Here is a 14,852-nt window from a genome sequence, read left to right on the forward strand (position 1 = left end):
TCTAGCCCTCCGAGGGTGCGAGGCGCTGGAGCTCCGCCTCGGTCGACTTGAGCAGGTCGTTCCAGGACGCCTCGAACTTCTCGACGCCCTCGTCCTCCAGCAGCTGCACGACCTCGTCGTACGAGATCCCGAGCTTCTCGACCGCGTCGAGCTCGGCACGGGCCTGCTCGTACGTGCCGGCGATGGCGTTGCCGCGGATCTCGCCCTGCTCCTCGGTGGCGAACAGGGTCGCCTCCGGCATGGTGTTCACCGTGTTCGGCGCGACCAGTTCCTCGACGTACATGGTCTTCTTGTACGCCGGGTCCTTGACGCCGGTGGAGGCCCACAGCGGACGCTGCTTGTTCGCGCCGGCCTTCTCCAGCTTCGCCCAGCGCTCGCCCGAGAAGACCTCCTCGTAGGCCTGGTAGGCCAGACGGGCGTTGGCGACACCGGCCTTGCCGCGGGCGGCCTTGGCCTCGTCGGTGCCGAGCGCGTCGAGGCGCTTGTCGATCTCGGTGTCCACACGGGACACGAAGAAGGACGCCACGGAGTGGATCTGCGACAGGTCCAGGCCCCGCTCCTTGGCCTTCTCCAGGCCGACCAGGAACGCCTCCATGACCTCGCGGTAGCGCTCCAGGGAGAAGATCAGCGTGACGTTGACGCTGATCCCGAGACCGATGACGTCACTGATCGCCGGGATGCCCGCACGGGTGGCCGGGATCTTGATGAGGGTGTTGGGACGGTCGACGAGCCAGGCCAGCTGCTTGGCCTCGGCGACGGTCGCCTTCTCGTTGTGCGCCAGACGCGGGTCGACCTCGATCGACACCCGGCCGTCCTGGCCGCCGGTGGCGTCGAAGACCGGGCGCAGGATGTCGGCGGCGTCGCGGACGTCCGCCGTGGTGATCATGCGGATGGCCTCTTCGACCGTGACCTTGCGGAACGCCAGGTCGGAGACCTGCGCGTCGTAGCCGTCGCCCTCGGAGATCGCCTTCTGGAAGATCGAGGGGTTGGTGGTGACGCCCACGACGTGCTGCTGGTCGATCAGCTCGGCGAGGTTGCCGGACGTGATCCGCTTGCGCGACAGGTCGTCCAGCCAGATCGCCACGCCTTCCTCGGAGAGGCGCTTGAGTGCGTCTGTCATGGAATTACATCTCCTACGTGTCGTATACGGGCGTCAGCGCTGGGCGGCTGCGAGAGATTCCCGCGCCTTGGCGGCCACGTTCTCCGCAGTGAAACCGAACTCCTGGAAGAGGAGCTTGCCGTCCGCGGAAGCACCGAAGTGCTCCAGGGAAACGATGCGGCCGGCGTCTCCGACGTACTTGTGCCACGTGAGACCGATCCCGGCCTCGACCGCGACACGGGCCTTCACGGACGGGGGCAGGACGCTGTCCCGGTACCCCTGGTCCTGCTCCTCGAACCACTCGACGGACGGCATCGAGACGACCCGCGTCGGCACACCGGAGGCCTCCAGCTGCTCGCGCGCCTCGACCGCGACGTGCACCTCGGACCCGGTGGCGACGAGGATGACCTCGGGGGCGCCGCCGGACGCCTCGAACAAGACGTAACCGCCCTTGACCGCGTCCTCGTTGGGCTCGTACGTCGGCACGCCCTGACGGGTCAGCGCGAGGCCGTGCGGGGCGCCCTTGCCGAACTCCTTGGTGTACCGCTTGAGGATCTCGCGCCAGGCGATCGCCGTCTCGTTGGCGTCCGCGGGGCGGACCACGTTGAGACCGGGGATCGCGCGCAGCGAGGCCAGGTGCTCGACCGGCTGGTGCGTCGGGCCGTCCTCGCCGAGACCGATGGAGTCGTGCGTCCACACGTACGTCACCGGCAGGTGCATCAACGCCGAGAGCCGGACGGCGTTGCGCATGTAGTCGGAGAAGACGAGGAACGTACCGCCGTAGACACGGGTGTTGCCGTGCAGCGCGATGCCGTTCATCTCCGCGGCCATGGAGTGCTCGCGGATGCCGAAGTGGATGGTGCGGCCGTAAGGGTCCGCCTCCGGCAGCGGGTTGTCCGCCGGGAGGAACGAACTGTTCTTGTCGATGGTGGTGTTGTTCGAGCCGGCGAGGTCGGCGGAGCCGCCCCACAGCTCGGGGACCACGGCACCGAGGGCCTGGAGCACCTTGCCGGACGCGGCACGCGTGGCCACACCCTTGCCGGGCTCGAACACCGGGATCGCGGACTCCCAGTCCTTGGGCAGCTCACCCGCGGCGATGCGGTCGAACTCGGCCGCGCGCCCGGGGTTGTTGCTCCGCCACTCCTGGAAGGACTTCTCCCACTCGGCCTTCGCCTGACGGCCGCGCTCCAGCGCCCCGCGGGTGTGCTCGATGACCTCGTCGGCGACCTCGAAGCTCTTCTCGGGGTCGAAGCCGAGGACGCGCTTGGTGGCGGCCACCTCGTCGTCGCCGAGCGCCGAGCCGTGCGCGGCCTCGGTGTTCTGGGCGTTGGGGGCCGGCCAGGCGATGATCGAGCGCATCGCGATGAAGGACGGCCGGTCGGTGACGGCCTTGGCCTTCTCGATGGCCTCGAAGATCGCGACCGGGTCCAGGTCGCCGTTGGCCTGCGGCTCGACGCGCTGGGTGTGCCAGCCGTACGCCTCGTACCGCTTGACGGTGTCCTCGGAGACGGCCGTCTCGGTGTCGCCCTCGATCGAGATGTGGTTGTCGTCCCACAGCAGGATGAGGTTGCCGAGCTTCTGGTGGCCGGCCATCGAGGACGCCTCGGCGGAGATGCCCTCCTGGAGGCAGCCGTCACCGGCGATGGCGAACACGAAGTGGTCGAAGGGGGAGGTGCCCTCTGCGGCCTCCGGGTCGAACAGACCGCGCTCGTAGCGGGCGGCCATCGCCATGCCCACCGCGTTGGCGACACCCTGGCCGAGCGGGCCGGTGGTGGTCTCGACGCCCTTGGTGTGGCCGTACTCCGGGTGACCTGGGGTCTTCGAGCCCCAGGTGCGGAAGGCCTTCAGGTCGTCCAGCTCCAGACCGAAACCGGCCAGGTAGAGCTGGGTGTAGAGCGTCAGGGACGAATGGCCGGCGGACAGCACGAAGCGGTCGCGCCCGACCCAGTCCGGGTCGGCCGGGTCGTGCCGCATCACCTTCTGGAAGAGGGTGTAGGCGGCGGGGGCCAGGCTCATCGCCGTACCGGGATGGCCGTTGCCGACCTTCTGTACGGCGTCGGCGGCCAGGACGCGGGCGGTGTCGACGGCCCGCTGGTCCAACTCGGTCCACTCGAGATCTGTGGTGGTCGGCTTGGTGCTCACCCTGGGTCAGGGCTCCTCTCCACATGTCACGCATGTCGAATGCCGGTGCACGGGACGCCCGGTCTTTGTCGAGCCTACCCCCGCAAGTACGTGCGTTTTTTAGACTGCCGGGCCCTGCGGGGATCCGCCTCCCGACCGGGCCGTGCCGCGTTCGGCAAGTGAATACGCAGCCGCTCGTACGAGTGCTCAACCGAGTGACGCTGAGCTCTTCCGGGGGCCTCCTCGGACACGAGCCGACCCCCGCGAATGTCGGGGTATGGGCAACGTCTACAGTGGCGTGGTACGCGCGAGCCTTTACCGCGACTTCACACGGCCGAGGCTTGCTGGGATGTCTCTGTAGGGGTGTGCGTGACGGCCGTCGAATCCCGTCCAGCCGGTGTGCTGGGGGAGAGCAAGAGCTCGATCCACCGGCCGTTCGGGGCCCGTGTCAAGGCATTCGTGGCGCTGACCAAGCCCAGGATCATCGAGCTGCTGCTGATCACCACCGTTCCGGTGATGTTCCTGGCGCAGCAGGGTGTGCCGGACCTGAAGCTGGTCCTGCTGACCTGCCTCGGCGGCTATCTGTCCGCGGGTGGCGCCAACGCGCTCAACATGTACATCGACCGTGACATCGACGCGCTGATGGACCGCACCTCGCAGCGTCCGCTGGTGACCGGCATGGTGTCGCCGCGCGAGTGCCTGGCCTTCGGCATCACGCTGGCGGTCGTATCGACGCTGCTGTTCGGTCTGACCGTCAACTGGCTGTCCGCCTGGCTGTCACTCGGAGCGCTGCTCTTCTACGTCGTCGTCTACACGATGATCCTCAAGCGGCGTACCTCGCAGAACATCGTGTGGGGCGGTATCGCCGGCTGTCTGCCGGTGCTGATCGGCTGGTCCTCGGTCACGAACTCCATGTCGTGGGCGCCGGTCGTCCTCTTCCTGGTCATGTTCTTCTGGACGCCGCCCCACTACTGGCCGCTGTCCATGAAGGTCCGTGAGGACTACGCGCGCGTGGGCGTGCCGATGCTGCCGGTGGTCGCCTCCAACAAGGTCGTCGCCAAGCAGATCGTCATCTACAGCTGGGTGATGGTCGCGGTCTCGCTCCTCCTCACCCCGCTCGGTTACACGGGCTGGTTCTACACGGCGGTCGCGCTGCTCGCGGGCGGCTTCTGGCTGTGGGAGGCGCACGGCCTCCAGAACCGCGCCAAGGCCGAGGTGACGGGCGCGAAGCTCAAGGAGATGCGGCTGTTCCACTGGTCGATCACCTATGTGTCGATCCTGTTCCTCGCGGTCGCGGTGGACCCCTTCCTGCGCTAGGCGTTCCTGAGGCGAGGGTCACGTCGCCCCCCTCCCTACCGATCGGTAGCATCCTGGTCATGGCAGACACCACGCAGCAGGTTGACGCGAAGGCCGAGCGCAGGGTCGCCCGCCTCGCCCAGCAGATCAGCGCCTTCTCCAAGGAGCACGGCGGCGCCGAGGGCCAGCTGGCCTACATCGGCGAGCGCGGCACCCGGATCGTCCTCGTCGGCGAGGACGGCGGCTGGGGCGACCTGGTCGCCCCCTCCTACGAGATCGCCGAGAAGGCCGTCGAGAAGGCCGGCATCACCGTCCACGAGAACTTCGACGGCGAGTTCGCGGCCAAGGTGAAGACCGGCCCGTACGAGTGGAGCCGCATGGCGGGCATCCAGGTGGGCGGCCCGAGCAACAGCTGATCGAACGCGGCTCAAGGGGGGCGGGGCCGTATCGAGTCGCGGCTGGTGAGCGCGATCCGTAACGACGGGCGCGTGGTGGCACTGTGGCTGCGCCTCCAGCGGGGCGGGTCCCCGGCCACACTCTGCGCCGCGGGGCACGAGCGACCCGCCCCGGGACCTGTATGGGCCCTTCGCGCCCCGTCCGAGCCGGCCACGCGCCGGAGAGGGCGACCGCCCACCACCGACGCGCCGGAGAGTGCCGCCGGCAGGGGAGTGCGCCCCTTGAGGGGCGCGGGGAACTGCGCGATCAGCCACAGCCGACCCGCAGGTCGCCTACGAACAGCCCCCCGCGCGGCCGCCCAGCGGCTCAAGACGCGCCGAGGCCGCGCGGATCAGGACGCGGCCCCAACAGCGCACGCAGCCTCCGACACCGCACGCAGCCCCCGACGAGCGCAGGCCCCAACGGCCGTAGGTCACCCGGCTCGACCCGCGGAGCGTTTCGCACGGGGTGTGTGAGGCCAACACCTCGTGACTGGTTCACCCGTTAGGACGTGTAGTCAGCCCACACGGTCCGTCCACGGGAGTCCGGATGATCGAAACGCCGTCCCTCGTGGACCAGTACTGCCACGGCGTCCTGAGAACGGAGCTGGGCCTCGGCACCTTCGAGGCCCAGCTGGCCCGCACCGAGGGCCCGCCCGCGCCGGGGACCACGCTCTTCGACACCCAGACGGGTTTCGCCGTACGACGCTGGTGCCCGCCCCTGCTCGGTCTGGAACCGCACTGCCCGCCCGCCCGCTACCTGGCCCGGCGCCGTGAACTGGGCGTCCTGGAAGCGGGCCGCAGGCTGCTCAGGGGCAGCGGCATCACGACCTATCTGATGGACACCGGACTGCCCGGCGACCTCACCGGACCCACCGAGCTGGCCTCCACCGCCGCCGCCGACACCCGCGAGATCGTCCGCCTGGAACTCCTCGCCGAACAGGTCGCCGACACCTCCGGCACCGTCGAGTCCTTCCTCGCCAACCTCGCCGAGTCCGTGCACGGCGCCGCCGCGAACGCGGTCGCCTTCACCTCGGTGGCGGGCGTACGGCACGGCCTCGCGCTGGCCCCCGAACCGCCGGGGCCCGGCGAGGTGCGGGGCGCCGCGGGCCGCTGGCTGGCGGGTCGCCGGGTGGGCGGCGAACTCTCCGACCCCGTGCTGCTTCGGCACCTGCTGTGGATCGCGGTCGCTTCCGGGCTGCCCCTCCAGCTGCACGCCGGACTCGGCGAACCGGGCCTGCGCATCGACCGCACCGACCCGGTCCTGCTCACCGACTTCGTCCGGGCCACCGCGGGCCTCGGCACCGACCTCGTCCTGCTGCACAGCTACCCCTACCACCGGCACGCCGCCCATCTCGCCGGGGTCTTCCCGCATGTGTACGCCGACTCCGGCGCCGCCCTCGTGCGCACCGGCGCCCGCGCGGCGACGGTCCTCGCGGAGATCCTGGAGCTGGCCCCCTTCGGCAAGATCGTCTTCTCCAGCGGGGCTCACAGCCTGCCCGAACTGCACGTGGTGGGCGCCCGGCTGTTCCGCGAGGCGCTGGCCCGGGTGCTGGGCGGCTGGGTCGCGGAGGGCTCCTGGTCCCTGGCGGACGCACAGCGGGTGGCGGGACTGATCGCGGCGGGGAACGCGCGCAGGGTGTACGCGCTGGAGTGACGTGCGGGGTGTACGGGGCGTCGAGGGCTGTACAGGATGGGCCCATGCAGCAGACAGAGGCCTTACTGGACCGCTTCCTCGCCGAGCTGAAACCGCTCGACCCCGTCGCCGTCTGGGCCCACGGCTCGCTGGCCGGCGGCGACTACCAGGAGGGCCGCAGCGACCTCGACCTGATCGCCGTACTGCCCGCGCTCCCGCCCCGCACGGTATGGCGGCTGGCGAAGCTGCACGCGCGGCTGCGGTGCGAGCCGCTGGCCGGGCAGCTGCACTGCACGTATCTGACGCCCTCGGCCGACCCCGGCCGCCGCCATCTCACCTGGGCGCACGAGGAGCTGTTCAAGCGGCCGGTCACCGCGGTGACCCGGCGGGAGCTGCACGACTTCGGGCGGGTGCTGCACGGCAAACCACCGGCGGACCTGCTGCCGCCGGTGACGGACCGGGAACTGGCCGCCTTCGTGGTCCGCGACCAGCGGGACTTCTGGCGCCCCGCCGTCGACAAGGCCCAGCTGTGGAGCCGGGACGTCTGGGTGGACCTGGGCCTGGTGACCTTCGCCCGCGCGAGCGTGACCCTGCGCGAGGGCCGGCTGATCTCGAAGCGGGAGGCGCTGGAGCTGCTGCCCGGGCTCGGGGCGCCGGTGGCGGTCGTCGAGGACGTCCGGGGGCGCCGCTACGGCGATCCCCGGCCCGCGGTCGAGAACAGGGCCGAGCTGACCCGGGCCTACTTGGGCCCGGCGATCGACGAGCTGGTGGCGGCGTACGGCTGAGCCGGGAGCTCGGGCAGCTCGCCCTCGGGGCGCTCCCGCAGTGCCAGCAGGACGCGCAGGACCGCGATCCACACCAGGGCCGAGCCGAGCATGTGCAGGCCGACCAGGAACTCGGGCAGGTCGGTGAAGTACTGGACGTACCCGATGACGCCCTGGGAGAGCAGGACCAGGAAGAGGTCGCGGGTGCGGTCCAGGGGGTTCTTGGGGGCGTCGACGGCCTTGAGGATGAACCACAGGGCGAAGGTCAGCGACACCACGATCCAGGCGAGGACCGCGTGCGCCTTGGCGACCGTCTCCCAGTCCAGCGGCATCCGCTCGACCTCGCTGGAGTCGCCGGCGTGCGGCCCGGCACCGGTGACGACCGTGCCGACCAGGATCAGGAGCGCGGCGGCGGCGACCATGAACCAGACCAGCTGCTGCACCGGCTTGCCGACCAGCGGGCGGGGTGCCGTGTCGCCCTCGCGGGTGCGCTGCCACATCACGGTGGCCACGGTGATCAGGGCCGTCGTCGCGACGAAGTGCGCCGCGACGGTGTACGGGTTCAGACCGACGAGCACGACGATGCCGCCGAGGATCGCGTTGCTCATCACGATCCAGAACTGCGCCCAGCCCAGCCGGGTGAGGCTGCGGCGGCGGGGCTTCTCGCTGCGGGCCGCGATGATGGCCCAGCCGACGGCCGCGCACAGTACATAGGTGAGCATCCGGTTGCCGAACTCGATGGCACCGTGGAAGCCCATCGCGCTGGTCGTGGTCAGCGAGTCGTCCGTGCACTTCGGCCAGGTCGGGCACCCGAGCCCCGACCCGGTCAGCCGCACCGCGCCGCCGGTGACCACGATGATCACCGCCATGACGAGCGCGGAGAGCGCTGCTCGCCGGACCGTCCGAGGGGTCGGGGTCCAGCGGGCGGCGATGAAGGCGAGCGGGTTGCGGAGCGCCGCCACGGCGTCGGCGGGGGTCACGTTTGGCACGCCGTCCATCGTAGGGGGCCGCTTGTGCACGCGTTCACGAGGGACCCCCTACTCCCAGCGGAAGAAGCGCCCCGCGGCGGCCAGACCCACCACGGCCCACACCGCGAGGATCCCCAGATCGCCCCAGGGCACCCCGGCCCCGTGCAGCAGTACGTCCCGCAGGCCGTCCGAGAGGGCCGTGATCGGCAGCAGGCCCAGGATGTCCTGGGTGGTCTGGGAGAACCGGTCGAGCGGGACCATGACCCCGCCGCTGACCAGCAGGAGCAGGAAGACCAGGTTGGCGGCGGCCAGGGTGGCCTCCGCCTTCAGGGTGCCGGCCATCAGGAGGCCGAGGCCCGAGAAGGCCGCCGTGCCGAGGAGCAGGAGCAGGGCCACGGACAGCGGGTCGCCGTGCGGGGACCAGCCCAGGGCGAGGGCGATCGCCGTGAGCAACACCACTTGCAGGATCTCCGTCACCAGGACCGACGCGGTCTTCGCCGTCATCAGGGCCCAGCGGGGGAGGGGGGAGCTGGCCAGGCGCTTCAGGACGCCGTACCGGCGCTCGAAGCCCGTGGCGATCGCCTGGCCCGTGAAGGCCGTGGACATGACCGCGAGGGCGAGGACACCGGGAGCGAGGAAGTCCACCGCCTCGGCCTGGCCGGTGTCGATGATGTCCACCGAGCTGAACAGGACCAGCACCAGGGCCGGGATCACCACCGTCAGCAGGAGCTGCTCACCGTTGCGCAGGAGCATCTTCGTCTCCAGCGCCGCCTGGGTCGCGATCATGCGTCCCAGGGGGGCCGCGCCCGGCCGGGGGGTGTAGGTGCCGGTGGCCGTCATGCGCGCAGTTCCTTGCCTGTCAGTTCCAGGAAGACGTCTTCCAGGGTGTGCCGTTCCACCGAGATCTTCTCCGGCATGACGCCGTGCTGGGCGCACCAGGACGTGACCGTGGCCAGGAGCTGGGGGTCGACCTTGCCGATGACCCGGTAGGAGCCGGGCGTCAGCTCCGCCGCCGTGCAGTCGGCGGGGAGGGCCTTCAGGAGGGACCCGACGTCGAGGCCGGGACGGCCCATGAAGCGCAGGGTGTTCTCGGCGCCGCCGCGGCACAGCTCCTCCGGCGTGCCCTGGGCGATGACCCGGCCGCCGTCGATGATCGCCACGTCGTCGGCGAGCTGCTCGGCCTCGTCCATGTAGTGCGTGGTGAGGATGACCGAGACGCCGTCCGACCGCAGGTCCCGGACCAGGTCCCAGGTGGCCCTGCGGGCCTGCGGGTCGAGGCCCGCCGTCGGCTCGTCCAGGAACACCAGTTCAGGGCGGCCCACCACGGCCATCGCGAGCGCGAGGCGCTGCTGCTGGCCGCCGGACAGCCTGCGGTACGTCGTGCGGCCGCAGCTGTCCAGACCCAGGCGCTCGATCAGCGCGTTCACGTCCAGCGGGTGGGCGTGCAGTCTCGCCACGTGCCGCAGCATCTCGTCGGCCCGGGCGCCCGAGTACACGCCCCCGGACTGGAGCATCACGCCGATCCTCGGGTGCAGTTCACGCGCCTGCCGCACCGGGTCGAGGCCCAGGACGCGTACCGTGCCGGAGTCCGGCTTCCGGTAGCCCTCGCAGGTCTCGACCGTGGTCGTCTTCCCCGCCCCGTTGGGCCCGAGTACGGCGGTCACGCCCGCCCGGGCCACCAGGTCGAGGCCGTCCACGGCGGTCTTCGTGCCGTACCGCTTCACCAGGGCGTGGACCTGGACCACGGGCTCACTTCGCATGGGCCCGAGTCTAGGTTCGCGGCTCGCGCGTCAGTCGGCCGGGTGCGAGATCTCCACCGCCGGGGGACTCGTGGGTGCCCGCCGGTCTCCCGCGCCGCCTAGAACTCCTCGCGTGAGCGGTGCAATGGCAGCCAGCGTTCGGCGTAGGCCACCGCGTCGGTGACCGGGAACAGCCGGGTCCCGGCCGCGCCGACGGTTCCCCGTACGACGACGCCGGTGTCCCGCTCGAAGTCGTACCCCAGTTCGTCGAAGCGGTCCGAGGTGATCGAGACCTCGGTGACGACCTCCCAGCCGGCCGGTCCGGGGCGGCCGACCTTCACCAGCGGGCTCGGGACGCGGTACTCGGCGAGGTGGAAGCTCGTGCAGGTGTCGTAGCCGGCGCCGAGGAGCAGCACGCGCGCGTGGAGGTCCTCCAGGCGGGCCAGCGGGCTGCGCTCGCCGAGCCGGCAGTCGGGGGCGTGGCCGTCCAGGACGGGACGCGCGCGGGGGCCGAGCGCCGCGAACGAGGTCTGGGGGTGGGCGCTCCGGAGGGCGCCGGGCCAGGTGCGCACGGTCTCCGGGATCACGCCGACCCCGCGCGAGGGCGTCACGAGGGGGTCGTAGGCGGGCATGGTCGCGCGGACGGTGTCCCACCAGTCCTCGGGGACCGGCGGGTTGCTCCACACCGCCGGGTCGGAGAGGTCGCCGGTCTGGGTGGGGACCACGAGGGTGCCGTCCGGGCCGAGGACGTCGAGGAGGGCCTGGACCACCGCGACGGGGCCGCCGCAGACCCAGCCGAGGGCGCTCAGGGAGGAGTGCACGAGGAGGGTCTCGCCGCTTCTGACACCCAGCTCGCGCAGCTGCCCGGCGAGGGTGTCGCGGGTGACAAGCGGGCCGGTGGGAGGTGGTGTCGGCATGGTTCGGGAGTGTCCCTGACAGAACTGCCGGACGCCACCGGTTTGATCGATCAAAGATCGTTTCCGCAGGTCAAGTTAGGGATGCCTAAGTGACGCAGGGCACCGTCCGCCGGGCCGGGGGCGGCTTGCCCGGTCCTGAGGAATTACGCAACAATGGCGTTGTGAAAAACGTCGGCGAGGTTCGGGAGACCCCCACGGGGGCCCCTCAGGAGGAGCTCGCGACCGGTGAGCGGTCCACCCGCAACCGCGTCGCGCGGTCCATCCTGGACCACGGCCCGTCGACCGTCACCGAGCTGGCCGGACGCCTGGGGCTCACCCCCGCCGCCGTACGGCGCCATCTGGACGCGCTCGTGGCAGACGAGGTCGTGGAGGCCCGGGAGCAGCGGGTGTACGGCGCGCGGACGCGCGGACGCCCCGCCAAGGTCTTCGCGCTCACCGACTGCGGCCGGGACGCCTTCGACCAGTCCTACGACAAGCTCGCCGCGGACGCCCTGCGCTGGATCCAGGAGCGGTTCGGCGGGGACGAGGCGGTCGTCGCCTTCGCGCGCGCCAGGATCGCCGCGCAGGCCGAGGAGTACCGCAAGGCCGTCGAGACCGCCGCCCCCGAGGAGCGCACCGAAGCCCTGGCCAAGGCCCTGAGCGCGGACGGGTACGCTGCTACGGCGCGGAGCGCACCGGTCGGCGAGCAGCTCTGCCAGCACCACTGCCCGGTGGCCCATGTCGCGGAGAAGTTCCCGCAACTGTGCGACGCCGAGACGGAGATCTTCTCCCAGCTCCTCGGCACGCACGTCCAGCGACTGGCGACCATCGCGCACGGCGACGGCGTCTGCACGACGTTCATCCCCAAGATTTCCCACATGTCTGATCACGCATCCGCAAGCACGGCCGGGAGGAACCCCGCATGACTCTCCCCACGGAGACTGCCCACCCTGAGCTCGAGGGTCTGGGCAAGTACGAATACGGCTGGGCCGACTCCGACGAAGCCGGCGCCTCTGCGAAGCGCGGTCTCAGCGAGGAAGTCGTGCGCGACATCTCCGCGAAGAAGAACGAGCCGGAGTGGATGACCAAGCTCCGCCTCAAGGGTCTGCGCCTGTTCGACAAGAAGCCCATGCCGAACTGGGGCTCCGACCTCTCCGGCATCGACTTCGACAACATCAAGTACTTCGTGCGCTCCACGGAGAAGCAGGCGGAGTCCTGGGAGGACCTGCCCGAGGACATCAAGAACACGTACGACAAGCTCGGCATCCCCGAGGCGGAGAAGCAGCGCCTCGTCGCCGGTGTCGCCGCCCAGTACGAGTCCGAGGTCGTCTACCACCAGATCCGCGAGGACCTGGAGGAGCAGGGCGTCATCTTCCTCGACACCGACACCGCCCTCAAGGAGCACCCGGAGCTCTTCAAGGAGTACTTCGGCACCGTCATCCCGGTCGGCGACAACAAGTTCGCGTCGCTGAACACCGCGGTGTGGTCCGGCGGTTCCTTCATCTACGTGCCGAAGGGCGTGCACGTCGAGATCCCGCTCCAGGCCTACTTCCGGATCAACACCGAGAACATGGGCCAGTTCGAGCGGACGCTGATCATCGTCGACGAGGACGCCTACGTCCACTACGTCGAGGGCTGTACGGCGCCGATCTACAAGTCGGACTCCCTGCACTCCGCGGTCGTCGAGATCATCGTGAAGAAGGGCGCCCGCTGCCGCTACACGACCATCCAGAACTGGTCGAACAACGTCTACAACCTGGTCACCAAGCGCGCCGTGGCGTACGAGGGCGCGACCATGGAGTGGATCGACGGCAACATCGGCTCCAAGGTCACCATGAAGTACCCGGCCGTCTACCTGATGGGCGAGCACGCCAAGGGCGAGACCCTGTCCATCGCCTTCGCGGGCGAGGGCCAGCACCAGGACGCCGGCTCCAAGATGGTCCACATGGCGCCGAACACGTCGTCCAACATCGTCTCGAAGTCCGTCGCGCGCGGTGGCGGCCGCACCTCCTACCGCGGTCTCGTCGAGATCGGCGAGGGTGCCGCCGGATCCAAGTCGAACGTGCTGTGCGACGCGCTGCTCGTCGACACCATCTCCCGCTCCGACACGTACCCCTACGTGGACGTCCGCGAGGACGACGTGTCCATGGGCCACGAGGCGACCGTCTCCAAGGTCTCCGAGGACCAGCTCTTCTACCTGATGAGCCGTGGCCTCTCCGAGTTCGAGGCGATGGCCATGATCGTGCGCGGCTTCGTCGAGCCCATCGCGAAGGAGCTGCCGATGGAGTACGCGCTGGAACTCAACCGGCTGATCGAGCTCCAGATGGAAGGCGCGGTCGGCTAAGCGACCGCCGTCTCCATCCAGTCACTTACGTAGGAAGAGAGCAGACCGACAGCCATGGCTGAGGCTCAGAACATCCCGGTGGGCAGCACCACCGCCGGCTCGATCGCGGTGGCCGCCGAGTCGACCGTCGCCACGCGCATGAGCGCGCCCCCGTCCTTCGACGTGCAGGACTTCCCCGTCCCGCACGGCCGCGAGGAGGAGTGGCGGTTCACCCCGCTGGAGCGCCTGCGCGGGCTGCACGACGGCACCGCCGTCGCGACCGACGAGGGCGTGCGGGTCGAGGTGCAGGCACCCGAGGGCGTCACCGTCGAACTCGTGGACCGTGACGACCCGCGCCTCGGTAAGGGGGGCACCCCGGTGGACCGCGTCGCCGCCCAGGCGTACTCGTCCTTCGAGAAGGCCGGCGTGGTCACCGTCCCCAAGGAGACGGTCCTCACCGAGCCGATCCGGATCGCCGTGCACGGCGAGGGCGGGACCCGCTTCGGCCACCAGGTGATCGAACTGGGCGCCTTCGCCGAGGCCGTCGTCGTCATCGACCACACCGGTGACGCCGTGCTCGCCACCAACGTCGACTACATCCTGGGCGACGGCGCCAAGCTCACCGTCGTCTCCGTCCAGGACTGGGACGACAAGGCCGTGCACGTGGCCCAGCACAACGCCCTCATCGGGCGGGACGCGAGCTTCAAGTCGGTCGTGGTGACCTTCGGCGGCGACCTGGTACGCCTGCACCCGCGCGTCTCCTACGCCGGCACCGGCGGCGAGGCCGAGCTGTTCGGGATCTACTTCACCGACAAGGGCCAGCACCAGGAGCACCGCCTCCTGGTCGACCACAACAACCCGCACTGCAAGTCCAACGTCGTCTACAAGGGCGCGCTCCAGGGCGAGGACGCGCACGCGGTGTGGATCGGTGACGTGCTCATCGAGGCCAAGGCCGAGGGCACCGACACCTACGAGATGAACCGCAACCTCGTCCTCACCGACGGCGCCCGGGTCGACTCCGTGCCCAACCTGGAGATCGAGACCGGCGAGATCGTCGGCGCCGGCCACGCCAGCGCGACCGGCCGCTTCGACGACGAGCAGCTCTTCTACCTGATGGCCCGTGGCATCCCGGCCGACGAGGCCCGCCGCCTCGTGGTCCGCGGCTTCTTCGCCGAGCTGGTCCAGCAGATCGGTGTCGACGACATCGAAGAGCGCCTTCTCGTGAAGATCGACGAGGAGCTGGAGGCCACCGTCTGATGGCCTACGTACGCGCCTGCGGGCTGAGCGAGCTGGAGGAGGACACCCCGAAGCGGGTGGAACTCGACGGCACGCCGGTCTCCCTCGTGCAGACCGAGGGGGAAGTGTTCGCGATCCACGACATCTGCTCCCACGCGAACGTCTCGCTCTCCGAGGGCGAGGTGGAGGACTGCCAGATCGAGTGCTGGCTGCACGGCTCCAGCTTCGACCTGCGCACCGGCAAGCCGTCCGGCCTTCCCGCGACGCGCCCCGTCCCCGTATACCCCGTAAAGATCGAAGGGGACGACGTGCTCGTCTCCCTCAACCAGGAGTCCTGAGG

Annotated in this window: 14 protein-coding genes; 8 read left to right on the forward strand and 6 right to left on the reverse strand. The window is 70.2% G+C overall.

Annotation, left to right across the window (positions count from 1 at the left end; all coding sequences use genetic code 11):
• Position 1: 1 nt before the first annotated feature.
• Together tal and tkt are read right to left on the reverse strand one after the other, a co-directional pair.
• Positions 2 to 1,120, reverse strand: coding sequence for a transaldolase (tal, locus tag AQJ54_RS11815; protein WP_062024465.1), 1,119 nt, complete (start codon positions 1,118 to 1,120; stop codon positions 2 to 4).
• A gap of 33 nt (positions 1,121 to 1,153) precedes the next feature.
• Entirely contained in the window at positions 1,154 to 3,241 is a 2,088-nt protein-coding gene (tkt, locus tag AQJ54_RS11820; RefSeq protein WP_062024463.1) for a transketolase, read from the reverse strand.
• Between the two features lie 342 nt (positions 3,242 to 3,583).
• Between tkt and AQJ54_RS11825 the strand changes: the two genes are divergently transcribed.
• The 4 genes from AQJ54_RS11825 to AQJ54_RS11840 all read left to right on the forward strand — a co-directional run bounded on the left by AQJ54_RS11825 (position 3,584) and on the right by AQJ54_RS11840 (position 7,371).
• Positions 3,584 to 4,537 carry a heme o synthase gene (locus AQJ54_RS11825; RefSeq protein WP_028809643.1) on the forward strand — a complete coding sequence of 318 codons (954 nt, stop codon included), beginning with the start codon at positions 3,584 to 3,586 and terminating at the stop codon, positions 4,535 to 4,537.
• A 59-nt stretch (positions 4,538 to 4,596) separates the two neighbouring features.
• Positions 4,597 to 4,932, forward strand: a complete 336-nt coding sequence (locus AQJ54_RS11830; protein ID WP_062236683.1) for a hypothetical protein — start codon at positions 4,597 to 4,599, stop codon at positions 4,930 to 4,932.
• A gap of 568 nt (positions 4,933 to 5,500) precedes the next feature.
• Complete coding sequence (locus tag AQJ54_RS11835) at positions 5,501 to 6,607, forward strand: amidohydrolase family protein (protein WP_062024459.1); 1,107 nt, start codon at positions 5,501 to 5,503, stop codon at positions 6,605 to 6,607.
• Between the two features lie 44 nt (positions 6,608 to 6,651).
• Positions 6,652 to 7,371 (forward strand): nucleotidyltransferase domain-containing protein, encoded by a 720-nt coding sequence (locus AQJ54_RS11840; protein ID WP_062236685.1) that lies wholly within the window; start codon positions 6,652 to 6,654, stop codon positions 7,369 to 7,371.
• Here AQJ54_RS11840 and AQJ54_RS11845 read toward each other — a convergent pair.
• The 4 genes from AQJ54_RS11845 to AQJ54_RS11860 all read right to left on the reverse strand — a co-directional run bounded on the left by AQJ54_RS11845 (position 7,326) and on the right by AQJ54_RS11860 (position 10,974).
• Positions 7,326 to 8,348: a COX15/CtaA family protein gene (locus AQJ54_RS11845; protein ID WP_062236687.1), complete on the reverse strand. Its 1,023-nt coding sequence runs from the start codon at positions 8,346 to 8,348 to the stop codon at positions 7,326 to 7,328. The genes AQJ54_RS11840 and AQJ54_RS11845 overlap by 46 nt on opposite strands.
• A gap of 39 nt (positions 8,349 to 8,387) precedes the next feature.
• Complete coding sequence (locus AQJ54_RS11850) at positions 8,388 to 9,158, reverse strand: ABC transporter permease (RefSeq protein WP_062236690.1); 771 nt, start codon at positions 9,156 to 9,158, stop codon at positions 8,388 to 8,390.
• The gene (locus AQJ54_RS11855) at positions 9,155 to 10,078 is read right to left on the reverse strand and encodes an ABC transporter ATP-binding protein (RefSeq protein ID WP_062236693.1); all 924 of its coding nucleotides are present in this window, start codon (positions 10,076 to 10,078) and stop codon (positions 9,155 to 9,157) included. Before AQJ54_RS11855 ends, AQJ54_RS11850 begins: the two co-directional genes overlap by 4 nt.
• A 98-nt stretch (positions 10,079 to 10,176) precedes the next feature.
• On the reverse strand, positions 10,177 to 10,974 hold the full coding sequence (locus tag AQJ54_RS11860) for an AAC(3) family N-acetyltransferase (protein ID WP_062236695.1): 798 nt from the start codon (positions 10,972 to 10,974) through the stop codon (positions 10,177 to 10,179).
• Between the two features lie 161 nt (positions 10,975 to 11,135).
• On the opposite strand from AQJ54_RS11860, the gene AQJ54_RS11865 reads away from it, so the two are divergent.
• The 4 genes from AQJ54_RS11865 to AQJ54_RS11880 are packed head-to-tail and all read left to right on the forward strand — an operon-like array spanning position 11,136 to position 14,850.
• On the forward strand, positions 11,136 to 11,879 hold the full coding sequence (locus AQJ54_RS11865) for a helix-turn-helix transcriptional regulator (RefSeq protein ID WP_062024448.1): 744 nt from the start codon (positions 11,136 to 11,138) through the stop codon (positions 11,877 to 11,879).
• A complete protein-coding gene (sufB, locus tag AQJ54_RS11870; protein WP_053847444.1) occupies positions 11,876 to 13,297 on the forward strand; it encodes a Fe-S cluster assembly protein SufB in 1,422 nt (473 codons plus the stop codon). The genes AQJ54_RS11865 and sufB overlap by 4 nt, the downstream gene beginning before the upstream one ends.
• A gap of 54 nt (positions 13,298 to 13,351) precedes the next feature.
• Entirely contained in the window at positions 13,352 to 14,533 is a 1,182-nt protein-coding gene (gene sufD, locus AQJ54_RS11875) for a Fe-S cluster assembly protein SufD (protein WP_062236698.1), read from the forward strand.
• Entirely contained in the window at positions 14,533 to 14,850 is a 318-nt protein-coding gene (locus AQJ54_RS11880; RefSeq protein WP_030318627.1) for a non-heme iron oxygenase ferredoxin subunit, read from the forward strand. Before sufD ends, AQJ54_RS11880 begins: the two co-directional genes overlap by 1 nt.
• Positions 14,851 to 14,852: the final 2 nt, after the last annotated feature.

The organism is Streptomyces griseorubiginosus (genome assembly GCF_001514195.1).
Classification (GTDB): domain Bacteria; phylum Actinomycetota; class Actinomycetes; order Streptomycetales; family Streptomycetaceae; genus Streptomyces; species Streptomyces griseorubiginosus.

What these genes read in the sequence shown, in the direction of transcription:
- tal (WP_062024465.1), bottom strand. Translation starts at nt 1,120, where the DNA reads ATGACAGACGCACTCAAGCGCCTCTCCGAGGAAGGCGTGGCGATCTGG.
- AQJ54_RS11830 (WP_062236683.1), top strand. Translation starts at nt 4,597, where the DNA reads ATGGCAGACACCACGCAGCAGGTTGACGCGAAGGCCGAGCGCAGGGTC.
- AQJ54_RS11835 (WP_062024459.1), top strand. Translation starts at nt 5,501, where the DNA reads ATGATCGAAACGCCGTCCCTCGTGGACCAGTACTGCCACGGCGTCCTG.
- AQJ54_RS11840 (WP_062236685.1), top strand. Translation starts at nt 6,652, where the DNA reads ATGCAGCAGACAGAGGCCTTACTGGACCGCTTCCTCGCCGAGCTGAAA.
- AQJ54_RS11845 (WP_062236687.1), bottom strand. Translation starts at nt 8,348, where the DNA reads ATGGACGGCGTGCCAAACGTGACCCCCGCCGACGCCGTGGCGGCGCTC.
- AQJ54_RS11850 (WP_062236690.1), bottom strand. Translation starts at nt 9,158, where the DNA reads ATGACGGCCACCGGCACCTACACCCCCCGGCCGGGCGCGGCCCCCCTG.
- AQJ54_RS11855 (WP_062236693.1), bottom strand. Translation starts at nt 10,078, where the DNA reads ATGCGAAGTGAGCCCGTGGTCCAGGTCCACGCCCTGGTGAAGCGGTAC.
- AQJ54_RS11860 (WP_062236695.1), bottom strand. Translation starts at nt 10,974, where the DNA reads ATGCCGACACCACCTCCCACCGGCCCGCTTGTCACCCGCGACACCCTC.
- sufB (WP_053847444.1), top strand. Translation starts at nt 11,876, where the DNA reads ATGACTCTCCCCACGGAGACTGCCCACCCTGAGCTCGAGGGTCTGGGC.
- sufD (WP_062236698.1), top strand. Translation starts at nt 13,352, where the DNA reads ATGGCTGAGGCTCAGAACATCCCGGTGGGCAGCACCACCGCCGGCTCG.
- AQJ54_RS11880 (WP_030318627.1), top strand. Translation starts at nt 14,533, where the DNA reads ATGGCCTACGTACGCGCCTGCGGGCTGAGCGAGCTGGAGGAGGACACC.